Below are 15,350 nucleotides of genomic sequence, written 5' to 3' on the forward strand. Positions count from 1 at the left end.
GTGACCGGACCGCGCGAACGGGCCCCGCGGCGTGCGGGGATACCGAGGACATGGCGTCGACGCGATGTGGGCGCGGGTTGGTCGATGGTCGGACACACCCTAAAAAAAAGTGCATGAAAGCTTGAGAACGCATTCCGGTTTATGTCTCATACTAGTATTTGGCATGACATCATCCCTCGGCTTGGAGTTCGCCCCATGCCGCGCCTTAGCATGCGGTTCCCGACGTCCCGCGCCCGCCGGTACGCGCCGACAGCGACGTCCGGCCCTCCACAGCGACGACGGTCGGACGCTTGGCGCCGATGGACCGTCGCGTCGGGTGTGGCCAAACCGGCTCTGTTCGTGGCACAGATCATCCCCGGAACCGCCCCAGGATCCGAGCGGATACCCGGCCCGGGACCGCACAACGACGCCCCGGCCGTCGCCGCGGAGGCCGTCGCACCCAACCGGGAGCCGCCCGCCGCCCCAAATCCGGTCACGCTGCACGCCTATGACCGTCCGCCCCTCCACGTCGGGGATGAACAGGGCGGGTCTTCGATCCCGCCCCTGACGGATGGGAAGGCCAACTGATGTTCGAAGGCCCGGCCACAGCGAACGCCGACGCGCGCCCCTCCCGGGAGGACGCCCACGGCCAGCCGACCGGCCTGGGTCCCCGCCGGTCGTTGCGGGTGAAGTTCCTGGCGATCTTCGTGCCCGTCCTGCTGATCTTCATGATGGTTCTGCTGGCAGCCCTGGAGTGGCGGGCCTACCGGGACGCCATGGGTGACCTGGAAGGCCGGCTCAACACCTTCGTCACCACAGCAAAGGGCGTGCTTGCGGCGCCGCTGTGGACCTACGACTACGGTCAGGCCCGCTCCCTGGTGCGGGTCATGGGAAACCAGCCCGATATCAGGGCCCTGCGAGTCCTGGACATCGACAGCGCGGTGGTGGCCCAGACGGGCGACCCCGCAAGCCTGACGCCTGGCGGACCGCTGCTTCGGGACGTTCTGCTCGTGCACACGGAGCGCAACGAGGCCACCAGCGTCGGCTCGTTCCAGGTCGCGTTCGATACCACCCGGGTGTGGCGGAACCTGAAGCGCGATGTCGCGACCGACCTGCTCATCATCGTGGTTACGCTCAGCGCGCTGGTCGGACTGGTGGTGGTGGCCACCAGCCGGCTGGTGTTCCGCCCGCTGGACCACCTCCACCGGGCCATGGTCAAGGACCCGAGGCCCGGAGAACAACGGCATGTCACGCCCATGGCCAAGGACGAACTCGGCGACGTCATCGAGGCCTTCAACGCCATGGAGCGGCGCCGGGCCATGCTGGAGGAAACCCGGTCCCGCCTGATCGAACTCGGCATCCAGATGGACGCCGAGCGCACCCCCCGCCGGCTCGCCGAAACGGTTCTGCGGTCGGCCATGGAGCTGTGCAGCGCCGACGGCGGTGCGGTACTCGTGCGGGACGAACACAGCAACCAGCTTCAGTACGCCGTCGTCCTGGCCACGAGCATCACGCTGCGCATGGGGGGCGAGGACGGAACGCCGATGGCCCTTCGTCCCGTGCCGCTGACCCATCCGAACGGCACGCCGCGTCTGGACCGGGTCGCGAGCCATGTCGCCATCACCGGTCGGCTGCTCAACACTCCCTCCATCTATCATGACAGCCGCTTTGACCCGCGGGAGTTCGAGGCCTTCGACCGGACCTACGGCTACAGCAGCCGGTCGCATCTGGCGGTTCCGCTGCGCACCCGCGGCGGCGAAATCATCGGCGTGCTGGAGCTGTCCAACGCCATCGACCCGCGGACCCGGAGGGTCGGGCCGTTCGACGAGGTCGATGAATCCATCGCCCAGGTCCTGGCCGCGCAGGCCGGCGTCGCCCTGGAAAACCAGATCCTGATCGAAAGCCAGCGCCGCCTGCTCGACTCGTTCATCGAACTGATGGCCGGCGCCATCGACGCCAAATCGCCCTACACGGGCGGCCACTGCTCGCGCGTGCCGGAACTGACGCGCCTGCTGACCGAAGCCGCCTGCCGCGACACGGAGCAGTTCGCAGACTTCGACCTGACCGAAGCCGAGTGGTACGAACTGCACATCGCAAGCTGGCTGCACGACTGCGGCAAGGTGACCAGCCCGGAATACGTGGTCGACAAGGCCACCAAGCTGGAAACGATCTACAACCGGATCCACGAGATCCGCACGCGCTTCGAAGTTCTGTGGCGCGACGCGGAGCTGGCCGAGTGCCGCGCCCGCCTGGCGGGCGCGGATCCCGCCACCGCCGCCGCCGAACGCGACCGCACTCAGGCCGCGCTGCTGGACGATTTCGGCTTCGTCGCGGCGTGCAACGTGGGCGGCGAATACATGGACGACGACAGCATCGAACGCCTGAATGCGATCGGCGCCCGCAGCTGGACCCGTCACTTCGACGACCGCCTGGGCCTGTCCATCGCCGAGACGGAGCGTCTGCGGGGCATTCCGCCCCGCCCGCTTCCGGCCACGGAGCGGCTGTTGAGCGACAAGGCGGAGCATGTCGTCCCGTGGCCGAACGACACCCCGCCGATCCAGGAGAACGACCCGCGCGGCTTCACCATGGTCGCGCCGCCGAAGCAGTTTAACTTTGGGGAACTGTACAATCTGTCCATCCGGCGCGGCACCTTGACGGAAGAAGAGCGCTTCAAGGTCAACGACCATATCGTGCAGACGATCGTCATGCTGGAAAGCCTACCACTGCCCAAGCATTTGCGCCGCGTGCCGGAATACGCGGGCGGTCATCACGAAAGGATGGATGGGTCGGGCTATCCCCGTGCGCTGATGGCCGGCAGCATGTCGATCCCGGCCCGGATCATGGCCATCGCCGATATCTATGAGGCCCTGACGGCCGCCGACCGGCCCTACAAGAAGCCCAAGGCGGTGTCGGAGGCCCTCGGCATCATGGCGAAAATGCGCGATACCAACCACATCGACCCAGACCTGTTCGACCTGTTCCTGCGCGCTGGCGTGTGGCGCAGCTACGCGGAGATGTACCTGCGACCCGAGCAGATCGACGCCGTGGACGTGTCCGCCTACCTCAAACGATAGCGTGCCCCGGGTTAGGCGTCGGCCGCTGGCGACCGCGCCGCGGGCCGGGCCGCCGGGAGCGACAGTAAGCCGCGCCAAAGCCCCCGAAGGATTGCGCCCGCCTTGGCGCGCCCATCGGCCTCCCACAGCAGCACGCGCAGGATCTGCGCCAGCAGCGCGGCCATGTCCTGCAGCGCCCACCCGGGATGCACCCTCGCCCAGCCGCGCCACAGACGCGCCCGGTTGCGGGCCATGGCGTGATAGCGGAAGGCCGTGTGGTTGCTCGTCCACACGGTGCGGCCGAGCAGCCGGTGCGCGCTCTGCCGCCCGAGCGCGTGATCCAGCACGGCCGCCCCCGCCACCGCGATCCGCCCGCCGGCGCGCCGCAGACGGAAGCTGTAGTCCACGTCGAGGTAGTCGATGAAAAAGTCCTCACGCATCGGCCCGACCGCGCGCGCCGCCGCCGCCCGGATCAACGACCCGGACGCAATGACGAACACCGGATCCTCCAGCACGCCCTGGATCGGCGCCGGAGCCTTGCGCACCCGCCAGCCCAGCCCGGTCACGAACCCCGGCACACGGCCGATGTCTGGATAGCGCAGGCGCGGGGCCAGCAGGTCAAAGGCACCGGGCCGCGCCGCCTCCACCGCCGCGAGGACAGCCACCATGTCCGGGGCGGGCGTGCTGTCGTCGTCCATCAGCAGGACCCAGGCGAACCCGGCCCCCAGAACGGCCGCCAGACCCTGATTCTGCGCGGCCGCAAGACCCCGGTTGTCCGGATTGCCGATCCAGCGCAGGGCCGGATCATCCGCTGCCGCCGCCCGCAAAGCCTCCACCGTCGCCGCGTCAGACCCGTTGTCGACCACCACCACCGCATCGACCTGCGCCGACAGGCGCCGCAGCCGGTCGCCGACACCGGGGCCGGCGTTGTAGGTCACCACCACCGCCCCGATCGGTCCCAAGGCCGGATGACGTGGTGTGTCCGGCCGCAGGAGGCCTTGGGGGATCCCGTCGGGCGACGTCCCCTCCCCGCGCGAGGAGGAACCGGGAGCGGAAGCAAACATGAGCGTCGGACGGGCGAGAGGAACGAAGCGGACCGTCGAAAGGGCCGCCGGGACGGGCCTTAGGATGCGGACAGGAGGCACCCGCTGTCCAGCGCGTTGAGCCGAGACGGCACCGCGACCCTGGATCCAACACCGAACCGTTGCACCGTCGGTTTCGCATCCCCATTGTCAACATATACCTTGGCGGAATGAACCGGACGAGCATCGACGCTCGACCGGATCCCAACAAAAAGCGCATGGCCAGGGATCGCGCGTCTGACGACGGGAGAGCTTCGACACACACACCTCGCCATGGGTCCGTTCGTGGAGCTGACGTGATGCGACATAACGAACAGCATGGCGCCCGCGCGTCAGCGCCATCCTGGCCGGCACCAAGAGGGGACAAGGCTGGCCATGATCCTGCAAACCATCTTCAAAAGGGTCCTGCGCGAAGGTAGCGTGACCCTGATCGACCATGATGGGCGTCGGCACACGTTCGGAGGATCGCCGATTGTCACCAGCACGACCACCGGCCCGGCACCGGGCCCGGTCACCCTGCGCATCACCGATCCGCGGTTCGCACGGCGGTTTCTCGCCGGCCCGGAAATGGCGATCGGCGAGGCGTACATGGACGGAACCCTGATCCTGGAGGAGGGGTCCATCTACGACCTGGTCGCCACGCTGATCCACAACGTGTACCGGCATAGTCGGCGCACCGCGTTTTTCCGGCTTCACTGGGCGTTGAACCGGGCCCTGCGGTGGTTCCATCAGTACAACCCGATCGAACGGGCGGAGCGCAACGTCGCCCATCACTACAATCTGTCGGCGGAAATGTACCGCCTGTTCCTGGACGGAGACCGGCAGTACTCCTGCGCCTACTGGCCACCGGGGATCGAGACGCTGGAGGACGCCCAGCGTGCCAAGAAGCGCCACATCGCGGCCAAGCTGCGCCTGGAGCCCGGCCAGTCGGTGCTCGACGTCGGCTGTGGCTGGGGTGGGCTCGCGCTGCATCTGGCGCGGGAACACGACGTCCACGTCACCGGCATCACATTGTCGAGCGAGCAGTTCCATGTCGCGCAGGAGCGTGCGAAAGCGGAGGGATTGGCGGACCGCGTGACCTTTCGGCTCCAGGACTATCGGCATGTCACGGAAACGTTCGACCGCATCGTCTCCGTCGGAATGTTCGAACACGTCGGCGTGAACCACTACAGGGACTTCTTCGAGGCCACCCGGGCGCGCCTGAAGGAGGACGGCATTTTCCTACTCCACACCATCGGCCGGGCGGAGCCGCCGGGCGGCACCAACGCATGGCTGCGCAAGTACATCTTCCCGGGCGGATACACCCCCGCGCTGTCGGAGCTGAGCGCCGCCGTCGAGCGCGCGGACTGGATCCCGACCGACGTGGAGGTGCTGCGGGTGCACTACGCCGAAACCCTGCGGCACTGGCGGGCGCGGTTCGAGGCGCAGCGCGAGCGCATCGTCACGCAGCTGTACGACGCGCGGTTCTACCGGATGTGGATGTTCTATCTGGCGGGCTGCGAAGCCGTGTTCCGCTTCGACCGGCAGGTGGTGTTCCAAATGCAGATGACCCGCAGCCTGGACGCGGCGCCGATCACCCGCGACTACATCACCGACGCGGAGCGCGCCGCCAACGCCGCCGCCGCCGACGCGGCGGAACGCCCGGCGCCGACGCTGGTCCGCCGGGTCGGCTGATCCGACACAATGGGCTGTGGGCAGGGGGCAATGCCAGCGGCTGAAGCCCGCGGTTGATGGGAACCGGAGAGGTGGAGGCCGAAAGCCCCCGCCCCTTCGCCCCGTCGCCCCGGCCTCACGGCGCGGCAAAGACTCGGTCGTGACTCAGCGCGGGGACGCGGCGGCGTGCCTCGTCGACCTGCTCCGGATCGATGGTGGCGTGCAGGATCTCGAAATCCGCCTCGCCCGCATCCGCCAACACCTGCCCCCAGGGGTCAATGATGAGCGCGTGACCGTACGTCCGCCGGTCGCGCGGGTGCGTGCCGCATTGCGCCGGGGCCAGGACGTAACACCCGGTCTCGATGGCGCGGGCGCGCAGCAGCACATGCCAATGCGCCTGCCCGGTCGGCACGGTGAACGCCGCCGGGACCGCGATCACCTCCGCCCCCGCCTGCGCCAGTGCGCGGTGCAGGGCCGGAAAACGCACGTCGTAGCACACCGTCAGCCCCAGCCGCGTCCACGGCAGGTCGGCCACCACGGCGCGCTCCCCGGGCTGGAACGTGTCCGACTCCTGGTAGCTTTCGGTCGCACTCAGATCGACATCGAACATGTGGATCTTGTCGTAATGCGCCGCCACCGAGCCATCCGGCGCGATCAGATAGGTGCGATTGGCGGCCCGGCCGTCCTCGGTCAGGATCGCCAGCGTGCCGCCGTGGACCCACGCCCCAGTCTCCCGCGCCACACCGCGGAACGCGGCCAGGGCGGGATGCTCCGCCTCGGTCCGCGCCTGGGCCAGCACGTTCTCGCGCCCCAGTTCCATCATGGCGACGTTCTCGGGCAAGAACACGATCTCCGCCCCGGCGGCGCGCGCCCGGCGCACGGCATCCAGTGCGCGCCATATGTTATGGTCCATGTCGTTGCCGGCGTTCACCTGCACGACGGCGGCGCGAAACGAGCGGCGGTCGGACGCCATCACGACGCCGCCTGCAGCAAAGGATCCAGGCCGCCGCGCGCGTCGAGCGCGTACAGTTCGTCACAGCCCCCGATGTGCTGGCCGTCGATGAAGATCTGCGGCACAGTGTTGGCGCCGCCAGAACGGGTACGCATCTCAGCGCGCCGCCCCGGGTTGAGCATGACATTGTGTTCGTCATACGACGCACCCTTGCGCTGCAGAAGCTGTTTGGCGCGATGGCAGAAGGGGCAAATGGGGGTCGTGTACAGTTCGATATGAGCCATGGGGGCTCCCTCCCTCGGGGATCACGAAGACCTTCGGTCGCGCGGGGCGAATCCGGTCACCGGCATGTTGGCCGTTCGCCGGACCGGGTCAAGGACGACCGCAGGGGCACGGATGAGGGTCCGGACCACACCGCGCCGATGCCGACGCCCTCAACCGGCGGACAGCCGATTTTCTTCAGCGCCCGATTGGGTTAGGATGACGTTCGGCACAGGGGGGTGAGGCCGGCTCGATGGAGGAGCGCCCGCTTTGGTAAAATTGCCCGGTAAATCCAAGACCCGTGGCCAGAATCGGTCCCGGGACCCCTTGGGTGATCCGTTTGACGGTCTTGATCTCGCCGACGACGAGATGGAGTCGTCCAGCGATGATGACGCCGGATCCGCGGGCACGCGGGGCGCAACGAGACGCATGGCGGGCACCGACCCGGACCTGAGCGTCCCGCTGACGCCGCCTGGCGCTGGCGATATGGATATGGATCTCGACCTCGATCTGGACGATGGGGGCGGCCCGCGCCGCGCGCCCGGCGTGGTCGCCCGCCTATTCGGGGCCGGGCGAGGCCGATCCCGGGGGCCGACGCCGGGCGCAGACGACCCGTTTGCCGGCCTGCGTGATATCGACGGCGGGCCACTGCGCGCTTCCGGCAGACGCGGCCCCATGATCGCCGCCGGTCTTGGGCTGCTGCTTCTAGCCGGGGGCGGCTACGCGCTCTACGCTAACGGCGTCTTCGGCGGCGACGAGGCGCCACCGGCACCGGCCACAGCGACCGCCGAGCCCGACGCCAACGGCGTTCAATATGTGGCCCCGGATCTGGTGGTGATGACCCTGCCGCCACGCCCGGCCCCGGGATCCATGACCCCAGATACGACCGCCGCCACCGACCGGTCACCGGCGCGGCGCCCATGGCTCACCGCGGACGCGCAGGACGGCGCGCCCGCCCCCGAATCGAACACCGGCGACGCGCGCACCCCAGACGCCCCGTCCCCCGATTCCCCCTCTCCAAACGCCCCCTCTCCAAACGCACCGGAGAGCGATCCCGCCTCCGACGCCGCGATGGCCCCGGAACAAACGGATCCCGCAGAGCCCGCGCACGCCCCGACAGAGTCCGCCCACAACGGAACCGCCATGGCCGAGGCCGGACATGGGCCGGCCGCCGAGGCCAACCATGGCGCGGACCAGGGAGCGGCCCCGGGGGCAGCCCAGGAGGGCGAGCACGTCATGGATCATGGCGCCGCCGCCCCGAGCGACGGCGTCCGCGCGCAGTCCGGTCCCGCAACGCCCGACGTTGCCCCGCCCGACGTTGCCGTGTCCGACGTTGCCGTGTCCGACGTTGCCGTGTCCGACGTGCCCGGCCTGCAGCCGGTGCCCCCGGGCGTCCAGGGTATCGTGGAGCCCGAGAGCCCAAGGCGCCTGGGCGAGCCCCCGCCGGTCCCGTCCTACGACGCGCTGACGCCGGCGTCGCGCGGCGAGGCGCTGGCGCCGTCGCCGATCCCCGCCCTTCAGGCCGACAGCCCCTATGGCAAGGTCCCGACCGTCGCGGCCGATGGCCGGCGGCCCTGGCAGGTCTATGCCGCGCCCGACCCGGCCCCGGCCGGTCAGCCGCGCGTCGCCATCATCGTGCGCGACTTGGGCATGATGAGCGACGCGCTGGAGGCTGCCACGGTCAAGCTGCCGCCCGCCGTAACCCTGTCGTTCACGCCCTACGCGCGCGACCTCGGCGACAAGATGGCCATGGCGCGGCGCGCTGGCCATGAAACCCTGCTCGACCTGCCCACCGAGGCCGCGGCCTATCCCGCCGCCGATCCCGGTCCCATGGGCCTGCTCACCCTGCTGCCGCCCGACGACCTGATGGATCGGCTGCAGCAGGTGCTCGCCACGTCGCACGGCTACGTCGGGGTTCTGGCTCACGAGGGGGACCGGCTGTCCGCATCCACCGAAAATATGCAAAGCGTCCTGACGGCCCTGCGCCAGTCCGGCCTTTTGTACGTCCACGACGGCCCGATGGTGGCGCTGGCCGCCAACCGCCAGACGTTGCCGGCCCGGACCGTCGTCGATGTGGACATCGACAAACACGGCTTCGCGGAAAGCATCAAGGCCCGCCTGGGATGGCTGACCGAGGCCGCAAAGGCGCGCGGTACCGCCGTCGGGGTGATGCGCGCCACGCCGCTTGGGTTCACCCTGCTGCGCGAGTGGATCGCCGGCCTGGAGCCCACGGACGTTGCCCTGGTCCCGGTCTCGGCCGTGATCCGCCGGGCGGGCGGGACCGAAGACGCCCCGCTCAGCGGCGCGCCCGCGCATTCCGAGGCCGAGGCGGACGCGGGACACAGCCCCGAGTCCGGGGCCGACGGCCACGCAGGCGAAGGAACACGGGAGCATGGGTAAACAGAACGGCGACGGCACCGCCTACCGGCGCGGGGTCGGCATCATGCTGGCGAACGCCGACGGGGCGGTGTTCGTCGCCCAGCGCATCGATTTCAAAAGCGACGCTTGGCAGATGCCGCAAGGCGGGATCGACCCCGGAGAGGACCCGCGCGACACCGCCGACCGCGAACTGGAGGAAGAGACCGGCATTCCGCCCCGCCTGACCGAGGTGATCGCCGAATCGCCGGGCTGGCTGCGCTATGACCTGCCGGACGACCTGCGCCCGCGCCTGTGGGGCGGCCGGTACCGGGGCCAGGAGCAGAAATGGTACTTGATGCGCTTCCTGGGCCGGGATACCGACATCACCCTGGAGACCGAACACCCCGAGTTCTCGGCGTGGCGCTGGGCGCCGCCGGATCAGGTCGTCGATCTGATCGTGCCGTTCAAGCGCGGGCTCTACACCCAGGTCCTGGACGTCTTCGCGCCGGCCCTGGCCGACCTCCGCCTCCATGCCGGCGCCTGAGGGGCGCGTCCTCCCAGACCGCCCCCGTCCCCTCGTCATCGGCGTCGGGCACCCCGACCGGGGCGACGACGCCCTTGGGCTAATCGCCCTGGCTCACCTTCCCGCCTCACTTGATCTTGGTCGCGTGGCCCATGTCGGCGAGGGGCTGGGCCTGATCGCCCTGTGGGAGGCACGCGGGACCGTGGTGGTGATCGACGCCATGGACGCCGGCCGGCCGCCGGGCACCCTGCTGCGATTCACTCCGGACAGCGGCCCGATGATGGCCCGTGCCTTTCGCACCTCCTCCCATGCTTTTGGGGTGGCGGAGGCCGTGGAAACCGCCCGCGTTCTGGGCCGTTTGCCCGACAGGCTGGTGCTGCTGGGCCTTCAGGGCGCGTGCTGGGACCTGGGCGCCCCCCTGAGCGCCCCGGTCGCCGCCGCCCTGCCCACCCTGCTCGCGGAGGTGCAGAAGGGTCTCAAGGATCCGGCGGGATCGGCCCCGGCGTCGCCGGTTCGCCCCGCCGCAGCATCGCCTTGATTTCGCCGAGGCGCGCCGCGCCGGAGACCTGCGCCACACCGGCGTAGACCACGGCCCCCACCACAACCAGCGCAGCCAGCGCCAGCGGCCGCCATGGATCCCCGGCCGCCAACAGATCGGCCACGACCAGGGTTCCACCGGCCACCGCGCCCGCCATCACCACGGTCGCCAGTGCAATGCGGGGCAGCCGCTCCAGGAAGCGCGCGTCGAGGCCAAGCTGGCCGCGCCGGTGCAGGACGACCCCCAGCGCGATCGCGTTGCCCCAGTTCGACAGCGAGGCCGCGAGCGCGATCCCCACATGCCCCCACACCTGCATCAACGCGACGTTCAGCGCTATGTTGGCGGCCATGGCGGCAGCGGCGATACGCACGGGCATCGCGGTGTCCTCCCGCGCGAAGAAACATTGCGCCAGGATCTTGACCAGCACATAGGACGGCAGACCGCTGGCGAAGGCGACCAGGGCCGCCGCCGTTGCGGCGGTGTCGGCGGGGCTAAACGCGCCCCGCTCGAACAGCGTGCCGATGATCGGCCCCGGAATCACCATCAGCGCCGCCGCCGCCGGAAGGGTCAGCAGCAGGGCGACCTCCAGCGCGCGGTTCTGGTTGTGGCGCGCGTGCTCCCATTGGCCGCCCTTGAGCTGGCGCGACAGCAGCGGCAGCAGCGCCGTGCTCACGGCCACGCCCACGACCCCGAGGGGGAGTTGGGTCACGCGATCGGCGTAGTACAGCCACGACACCGCGCCATCCGCCAGCAGCGAGGCCAGGATGGTGCCGATCAGCAGGTTGATCTGGTACAGGCTGCCGCCGAGGACCACCGGCACGATGCGCCGACCGAGCAGCCGCACCCGCGCCGTCAGTGCGGGCCGGATCGGCGCGATCGTCATCCCGGCGCGGAGGCAGTGCCACGCCAGCCACGCGAACTGGATCACACCGGCCGCGAACACGCCCCAGGCCAGCGCGTGGCCGGGCGTTTCCATCATCGGCGTGAACCCGACCAGGGCGGCGATCAGCGTGAGATTGAGCAGGATCGGCGCCGCCGCCGCCGCCGCAAAATGCCCCAGGGAGTTCAGAACCCCCGATTGCAGCGACACCAGCGAGATGAACAGCAGATAGGGAAAGGCGATGCGGGTCAGCTCCGTCGCCAACTCCATCTTGCCCGGCACCGCGTCGAACCCCGGCGCCATGACGATCATGGCAAACGGCATCAGCACTTCCAGCGCCGCCGTGAACACCAGCAGCACCAGCGCCAGCACGCTGAAGGCACGGCGGGCGAACAGCCGGGCTTGCTCCGGCCCGTCCGTTTCCAGCGTTCCGGCGAACAGCGGCACGAAGGCGGCCTGGAACGCCCCCTCCGCGAACAGACGCCGGAACAGGTTGGGAAAGCGGAACGCCACGAAGAAGGCATCCGACACGGTGCCGGCGCCAAGCGTTCCGGCCACGAGGATGTCACGGGCGAACCCGGTCAGACGGCTGAGCAGCGTATAGCCGCCGACCGTCGCGATGGAGCGAAGCAGAGCCATGCCCGCTTCCTACCCGATCCCGGGGAGGCGCGGAAGAGGCGCCGGTGACCGCCCAAGCACGGTGGGCTCGCAGGGGAGTCACCGGGGAGAAGCCGGCAACGATCTCCGCACCGGTCAGCGTCCCCGCCCTCGGCCACAGATGCCCGCCTGGCGGCCCCCCTGACGGGCGTTCGGACACGGATTTACCGCACACCCGATTGCGGGTATCGTATGAAGAGTGCCCTGCGGGACTTTATGAGATTTGTCACCCATGATTGCACAGGGAGCCCATCGGGTGCCCGCAGGGACGTCTTCGGCGACGTCGTCCACGGAGGACACCGGCATGGGACATCGCTCCCCTCTCAGGCGGACGCGGACCGGACGCGCCGGCCTGATCCTGGGTGCGGCCCTTTTCACCGGCCTCATGCTCGGGTCCCCCCCGGGTGTCCGGGCGGCCGAGCTGTCCGAGGTCCTGGCCTCCGTCACCGCCCGCCTTGCGCCGGGCGAAACGGTAACCGCGGTGGATCCAGGTGCCCTGTACGTCGCGGCCCGCTCGCTAACCTTGGAGCGCGCGGTGTCGGATCCGGGCGCGGTCGCCCTGCTCGGGACCCTGGCGTCGCGCACACGGCCGGACCCGGCGGGCCGCGATGCCGTCCTCGCGGGCGTGCGGGCGGGCCTGGACGACTTGGCGCGCGGGGGGCGGCTCGCCCCGACGGCCCAATCGGACCTGCTGACGCGCACGATGGTCAACGCCGGCCTACCCGCCCCCGCCCCCGGCCCAAGCCCGGCGGCCCGCCCGATGCTACCGGACCCGCCGCTTCCCGTGATCGGAGCCCCGAAGGCCCCGCCGTCGCCGGTCCCGCAGGCCTTTGATCGGTCGACCCCGCTGCCGCCCCGGCCGCCGATGCCGTTGGCGCCGCCGTCCGCCCACCCGCCTGCCCCGCCGAGTGGTACACCCGACGGCTTCCCGTTCCGCTACCCGATGGCGTATCCGCAGCCCCAAACGCAGCCGCACCCTCAGCGCCAAGTGCAACCCCAGATCCAACCAGCGCAGCCGTTCCCCTATCCGACGCCGCCCGGCTATAGCCCCCCCTACATCGCGGCTCCCGCTACGCTTCCGCCCGGTTATCCCCAACAGGCATACCCGCAGCAAGCCGCCCCCCAACCGGCCTATCCCCAACACGTCACACCGCCGTCGGCCTATCCGCAACCGCCGACCGCACCCCCGGGGTATCCAAACGCAGCACCGCTCCCCCCCGGATACGCGGGCGCACCCTACGGACCCACGCCCACCCCCTGGATCGGCCCCGAGAGCACGGGCGTGCCGGCCCCTCGTTCCCTCGGGGCCGATCCCGGTATCATGGACCTGCCCGATCTTGTGCGGTCGCCCCCAGCCGTGCTCGCCGACAGCGGTTTTTAACCGCCCGCGCCCCCCTCGACGCAAAATCCCCTCTGGCCCCACGGACTCCCCCTGCCGTAAGACGGGGGACCACGGTGCCTCGAAGGCCCGCCCCTCACCGGCGCGGAGGAGCCCCGCATGTCCGATCGCCTCGACCGTCTGGTCATCGCACTCGCGCAGATCAATCCCACCGTCGGCGACGTAGCCGCGAACGCCGACCGTGTCCGGGCCGCGCGCGCGGACGCGGCGGCGCAGGGGGCCGATCTGGTCGTGTTCCCCGAACTGGTGCTCAGCGGCTATCCGCCCGAGGACCTGGTGTTCCGCCAGGCGTTCCTCGACACCGTGCAGGCGGCCGCGCTGGCGCTGGCGGCGGAGACCGGCGACGGCGGCCCGGCCCTTCTGGTAGGCGCGCCCTGGCGCTTCACCGATCCGGACGACGGCCGGCGCAAGCTGGGCAACGCGGCGCTGCTGATGGACGGCGGCGAGATCCGCTTCATCGGCTTCAAGTACCTGCTGCCGAACTACGGCGTGTTCGACGAGGTCCGGGTGTTCTCACGCGGTCCCCTGCCCGATATTGTCACACTGAAGGGCGCCCGGCTGGGCATCATGGTGTGCGAGGATATGTGGGGGCCGCAGGTCACCCGGCATCTGGCCGAACAGGGCGCGGACATCCTGCTGGTGCTGAACGGCTCCCCCTTCGAGGTCGACAAGCACGGCCAGCGCCTGGAAAACGCCCGCCCGCGCGTCCAGGACGCCGGGCTTCCGCTGGTCTACGTCAATCAGGTGGGCGGCCAGGACGAACTGGTGTTTGACGGCGAGTCGTTCGTCGTGGGCGCGGACGGGCAGATGGTGGGGCGGCTGCCGTCCTGGACCGAAGCGGTTGTACCCACGACCTGGACGCGCCCCCAGGGCACCGATCGCCCCTGGACCTGCGAGGCCGCGCCCCTGGCCCCGGCCCCCGATACGGACGAGGCCATCTATCGCGCCCTGGTGATGGGGCTGGCCGACTACGTCAACAAGAACGGCTTCCCCGGCGTCATTCTTGGCCTGTCGGGCGGCATCGATAGCGCCCTGTCGGCGGCGGTGGCGGTGGACGCGCTCGGGCCGGAGCGGGTGTGGTGCGTCATGATGCCCTCGCCTTACACCTCTCGCGACAGCCTGGAGGACGCGGAGGGCGTCGCGCAAATGCTCGGGCTGCGCTATGACACCGTCAACATCGGCCCGGCCATCGACGCCTACGATCAGATGCTGGGCCGTCTGTTCGAGGGCCGCACCCCCGACACCACCGAGGAAAACATCCAGTCGCGCGCGCGCGGGATCACCCTGATGGCGCTGTCGAACAAGTTCGGCCCCATGGTGCTGTCAACCGGCAACAAGTCGGAGATGAGCGTGGGCTACGCCACGCTGTACGGCGACATGTGCGGCGGCTTCTCGGTGCTCAAGGATGTCTACAAGACCACCGTCACCCGCCTCAGCCACTGGCGCAACGCGCAGGGCGTACCGAGCGGAATGCTGGGACCGGACGGGCCCGTCATGCCCGAGCGCGTCATCACCAAGCCGCCGACCGCCGAATTGCGCCCGGACCAGAAGGACGAGGACAGTCTGCCGCCCTATCCGGTGCTGGACCGCATCCTGAACGGCCTGATCGAGGGCGAACAGGGCGTGTCCGACCTGATCGCCGCTGGCCACGACGACGCCACCGTGCAGGCGGTGTGGCGACTGCTCAATATCGCCGAGTACAAGCGGCGTCAGGCCCCGCCCGGGGTCAAGATCACCCTGCGCGCGTTCGGCCGCGACCGGCGCTATCCCATCACCAACCGCTTCCGGGGGTGACAGAGGGGCGCAGGTTCACGCCCGCATCAGGATCACCCCCACCGCCATGATGCTGGCGGCGAGCCAGCGGGCGCGGCTGACCGGTCCCCACAACACCCCGGCCGCAAGAATTGGTCTCGCGCAGGGCCGCGACCAGGGCGATGGGAGACCCGTGTGAAGGCCCGCGCGAGCGCGCAAAAAAAAGGCCGGCCGATGAGACACCGGCCGGCCAAGGTCCACGC

Annotated in this window: 11 protein-coding genes; 7 read left to right on the forward strand and 4 right to left on the reverse strand. The window is 70.0% G+C overall.

The window, feature by feature from the left end; translation table 11 throughout:
- Nucleotides 1-566 precede the first annotated feature (566 nt).
- Nucleotides 567-3,053 (forward strand): HD domain-containing phosphohydrolase, encoded by a 2,487-nt coding sequence (locus GGD82_RS15410; RefSeq protein WP_246163943.1) that lies wholly within the window; start codon nt 567-569, stop codon nt 3,051-3,053.
- 11 nt (nt 3,054-3,064) lie between these two features.
- Here the strand turns inward: GGD82_RS15410 and GGD82_RS15415 are convergent, their stop codons facing one another.
- Entirely contained in the window at nt 3,065-3,994 is a 930-nt protein-coding gene (locus GGD82_RS15415; RefSeq protein ID WP_170284348.1) for a glycosyltransferase, read from the reverse strand.
- A 495-nt stretch (nt 3,995-4,489) separates the two neighbouring features.
- On the opposite strand from GGD82_RS15415, the gene GGD82_RS15420 reads away from it, so the two are divergent.
- A complete protein-coding gene (locus GGD82_RS15420; protein WP_150063019.1) occupies nt 4,490-5,788 on the forward strand; it encodes an SAM-dependent methyltransferase in 1,299 nt (432 codons plus the stop codon).
- A 115-nt stretch (nt 5,789-5,903) separates the two neighbouring features.
- On the opposite strand, the gene GGD82_RS15425 is transcribed toward GGD82_RS15420, so the two are convergent.
- Together GGD82_RS15425 and grxC are read right to left on the reverse strand one after the other, a co-directional pair.
- A complete protein-coding gene (locus GGD82_RS15425) occupies nt 5,904-6,740 on the reverse strand; it encodes a carbon-nitrogen hydrolase family protein (protein WP_150063020.1) in 837 nt (278 codons plus the stop codon).
- The gene (grxC, locus tag GGD82_RS15430; protein WP_150063021.1) at nt 6,740-7,003 is read right to left on the reverse strand and encodes a glutaredoxin 3; all 264 of its coding nucleotides are present in this window, start codon (nt 7,001-7,003) and stop codon (nt 6,740-6,742) included. The genes GGD82_RS15425 and grxC overlap by 1 nt, the downstream gene beginning before the upstream one ends.
- A gap of 406 nt (nt 7,004-7,409) precedes the next feature.
- On the opposite strand from grxC, the gene GGD82_RS15435 reads away from it, so the two are divergent.
- From GGD82_RS15435 to GGD82_RS15445, 3 genes are read left to right on the forward strand one after another with little or no spacing between them, the layout of a single operon-like run.
- Nucleotides 7,410-9,380, forward strand: coding sequence for a divergent polysaccharide deacetylase family protein (locus GGD82_RS15435; RefSeq protein ID WP_170284349.1), 1,971 nt, complete (start codon nt 7,410-7,412; stop codon nt 9,378-9,380).
- A complete protein-coding gene (locus GGD82_RS15440; protein WP_150063023.1) occupies nt 9,373-9,882 on the forward strand; it encodes an RNA pyrophosphohydrolase in 510 nt (169 codons plus the stop codon). Before GGD82_RS15435 ends, GGD82_RS15440 begins: the two co-directional genes overlap by 8 nt.
- On the forward strand, nt 9,869-10,399 hold the full coding sequence (locus GGD82_RS15445; protein ID WP_150063024.1) for a hydrogenase maturation protease: 531 nt from the start codon (nt 9,869-9,871) through the stop codon (nt 10,397-10,399). Before GGD82_RS15440 ends, GGD82_RS15445 begins: the two co-directional genes overlap by 14 nt.
- On the opposite strand, the gene murJ is transcribed toward GGD82_RS15445, so the two are convergent.
- Nucleotides 10,338-11,918, reverse strand: coding sequence for a murein biosynthesis integral membrane protein MurJ (murJ, locus tag GGD82_RS15450; protein ID WP_150063025.1), 1,581 nt, complete (start codon nt 11,916-11,918; stop codon nt 10,338-10,340). The two genes, GGD82_RS15445 and murJ, sit on opposite strands and share 62 nt — an antisense overlap.
- A gap of 322 nt (nt 11,919-12,240) precedes the next feature.
- Here murJ and GGD82_RS15455 point away from each other — a divergent pair, with 322 nt between their 5' ends.
- Both GGD82_RS15455 and GGD82_RS15460 read left to right on the forward strand, forming a co-directional pair.
- Nucleotides 12,241-13,317, forward strand: coding sequence for a hypothetical protein (locus tag GGD82_RS15455; protein WP_150063026.1), 1,077 nt, complete (start codon nt 12,241-12,243; stop codon nt 13,315-13,317).
- Between the two features lie 117 nt (nt 13,318-13,434).
- Nucleotides 13,435-15,129, forward strand: coding sequence for an NAD+ synthase (locus GGD82_RS15460; RefSeq protein ID WP_150063027.1), 1,695 nt, complete (start codon nt 13,435-13,437; stop codon nt 15,127-15,129).
- Nucleotides 15,130-15,350: the final 221 nt, after the last annotated feature.

The sequence above is a fragment of the Roseospira marina genome (assembly GCF_014197855.1).
Classification (GTDB): domain Bacteria; phylum Pseudomonadota; class Alphaproteobacteria; order Rhodospirillales; family Rhodospirillaceae; genus Rhodospira; species Rhodospira marina.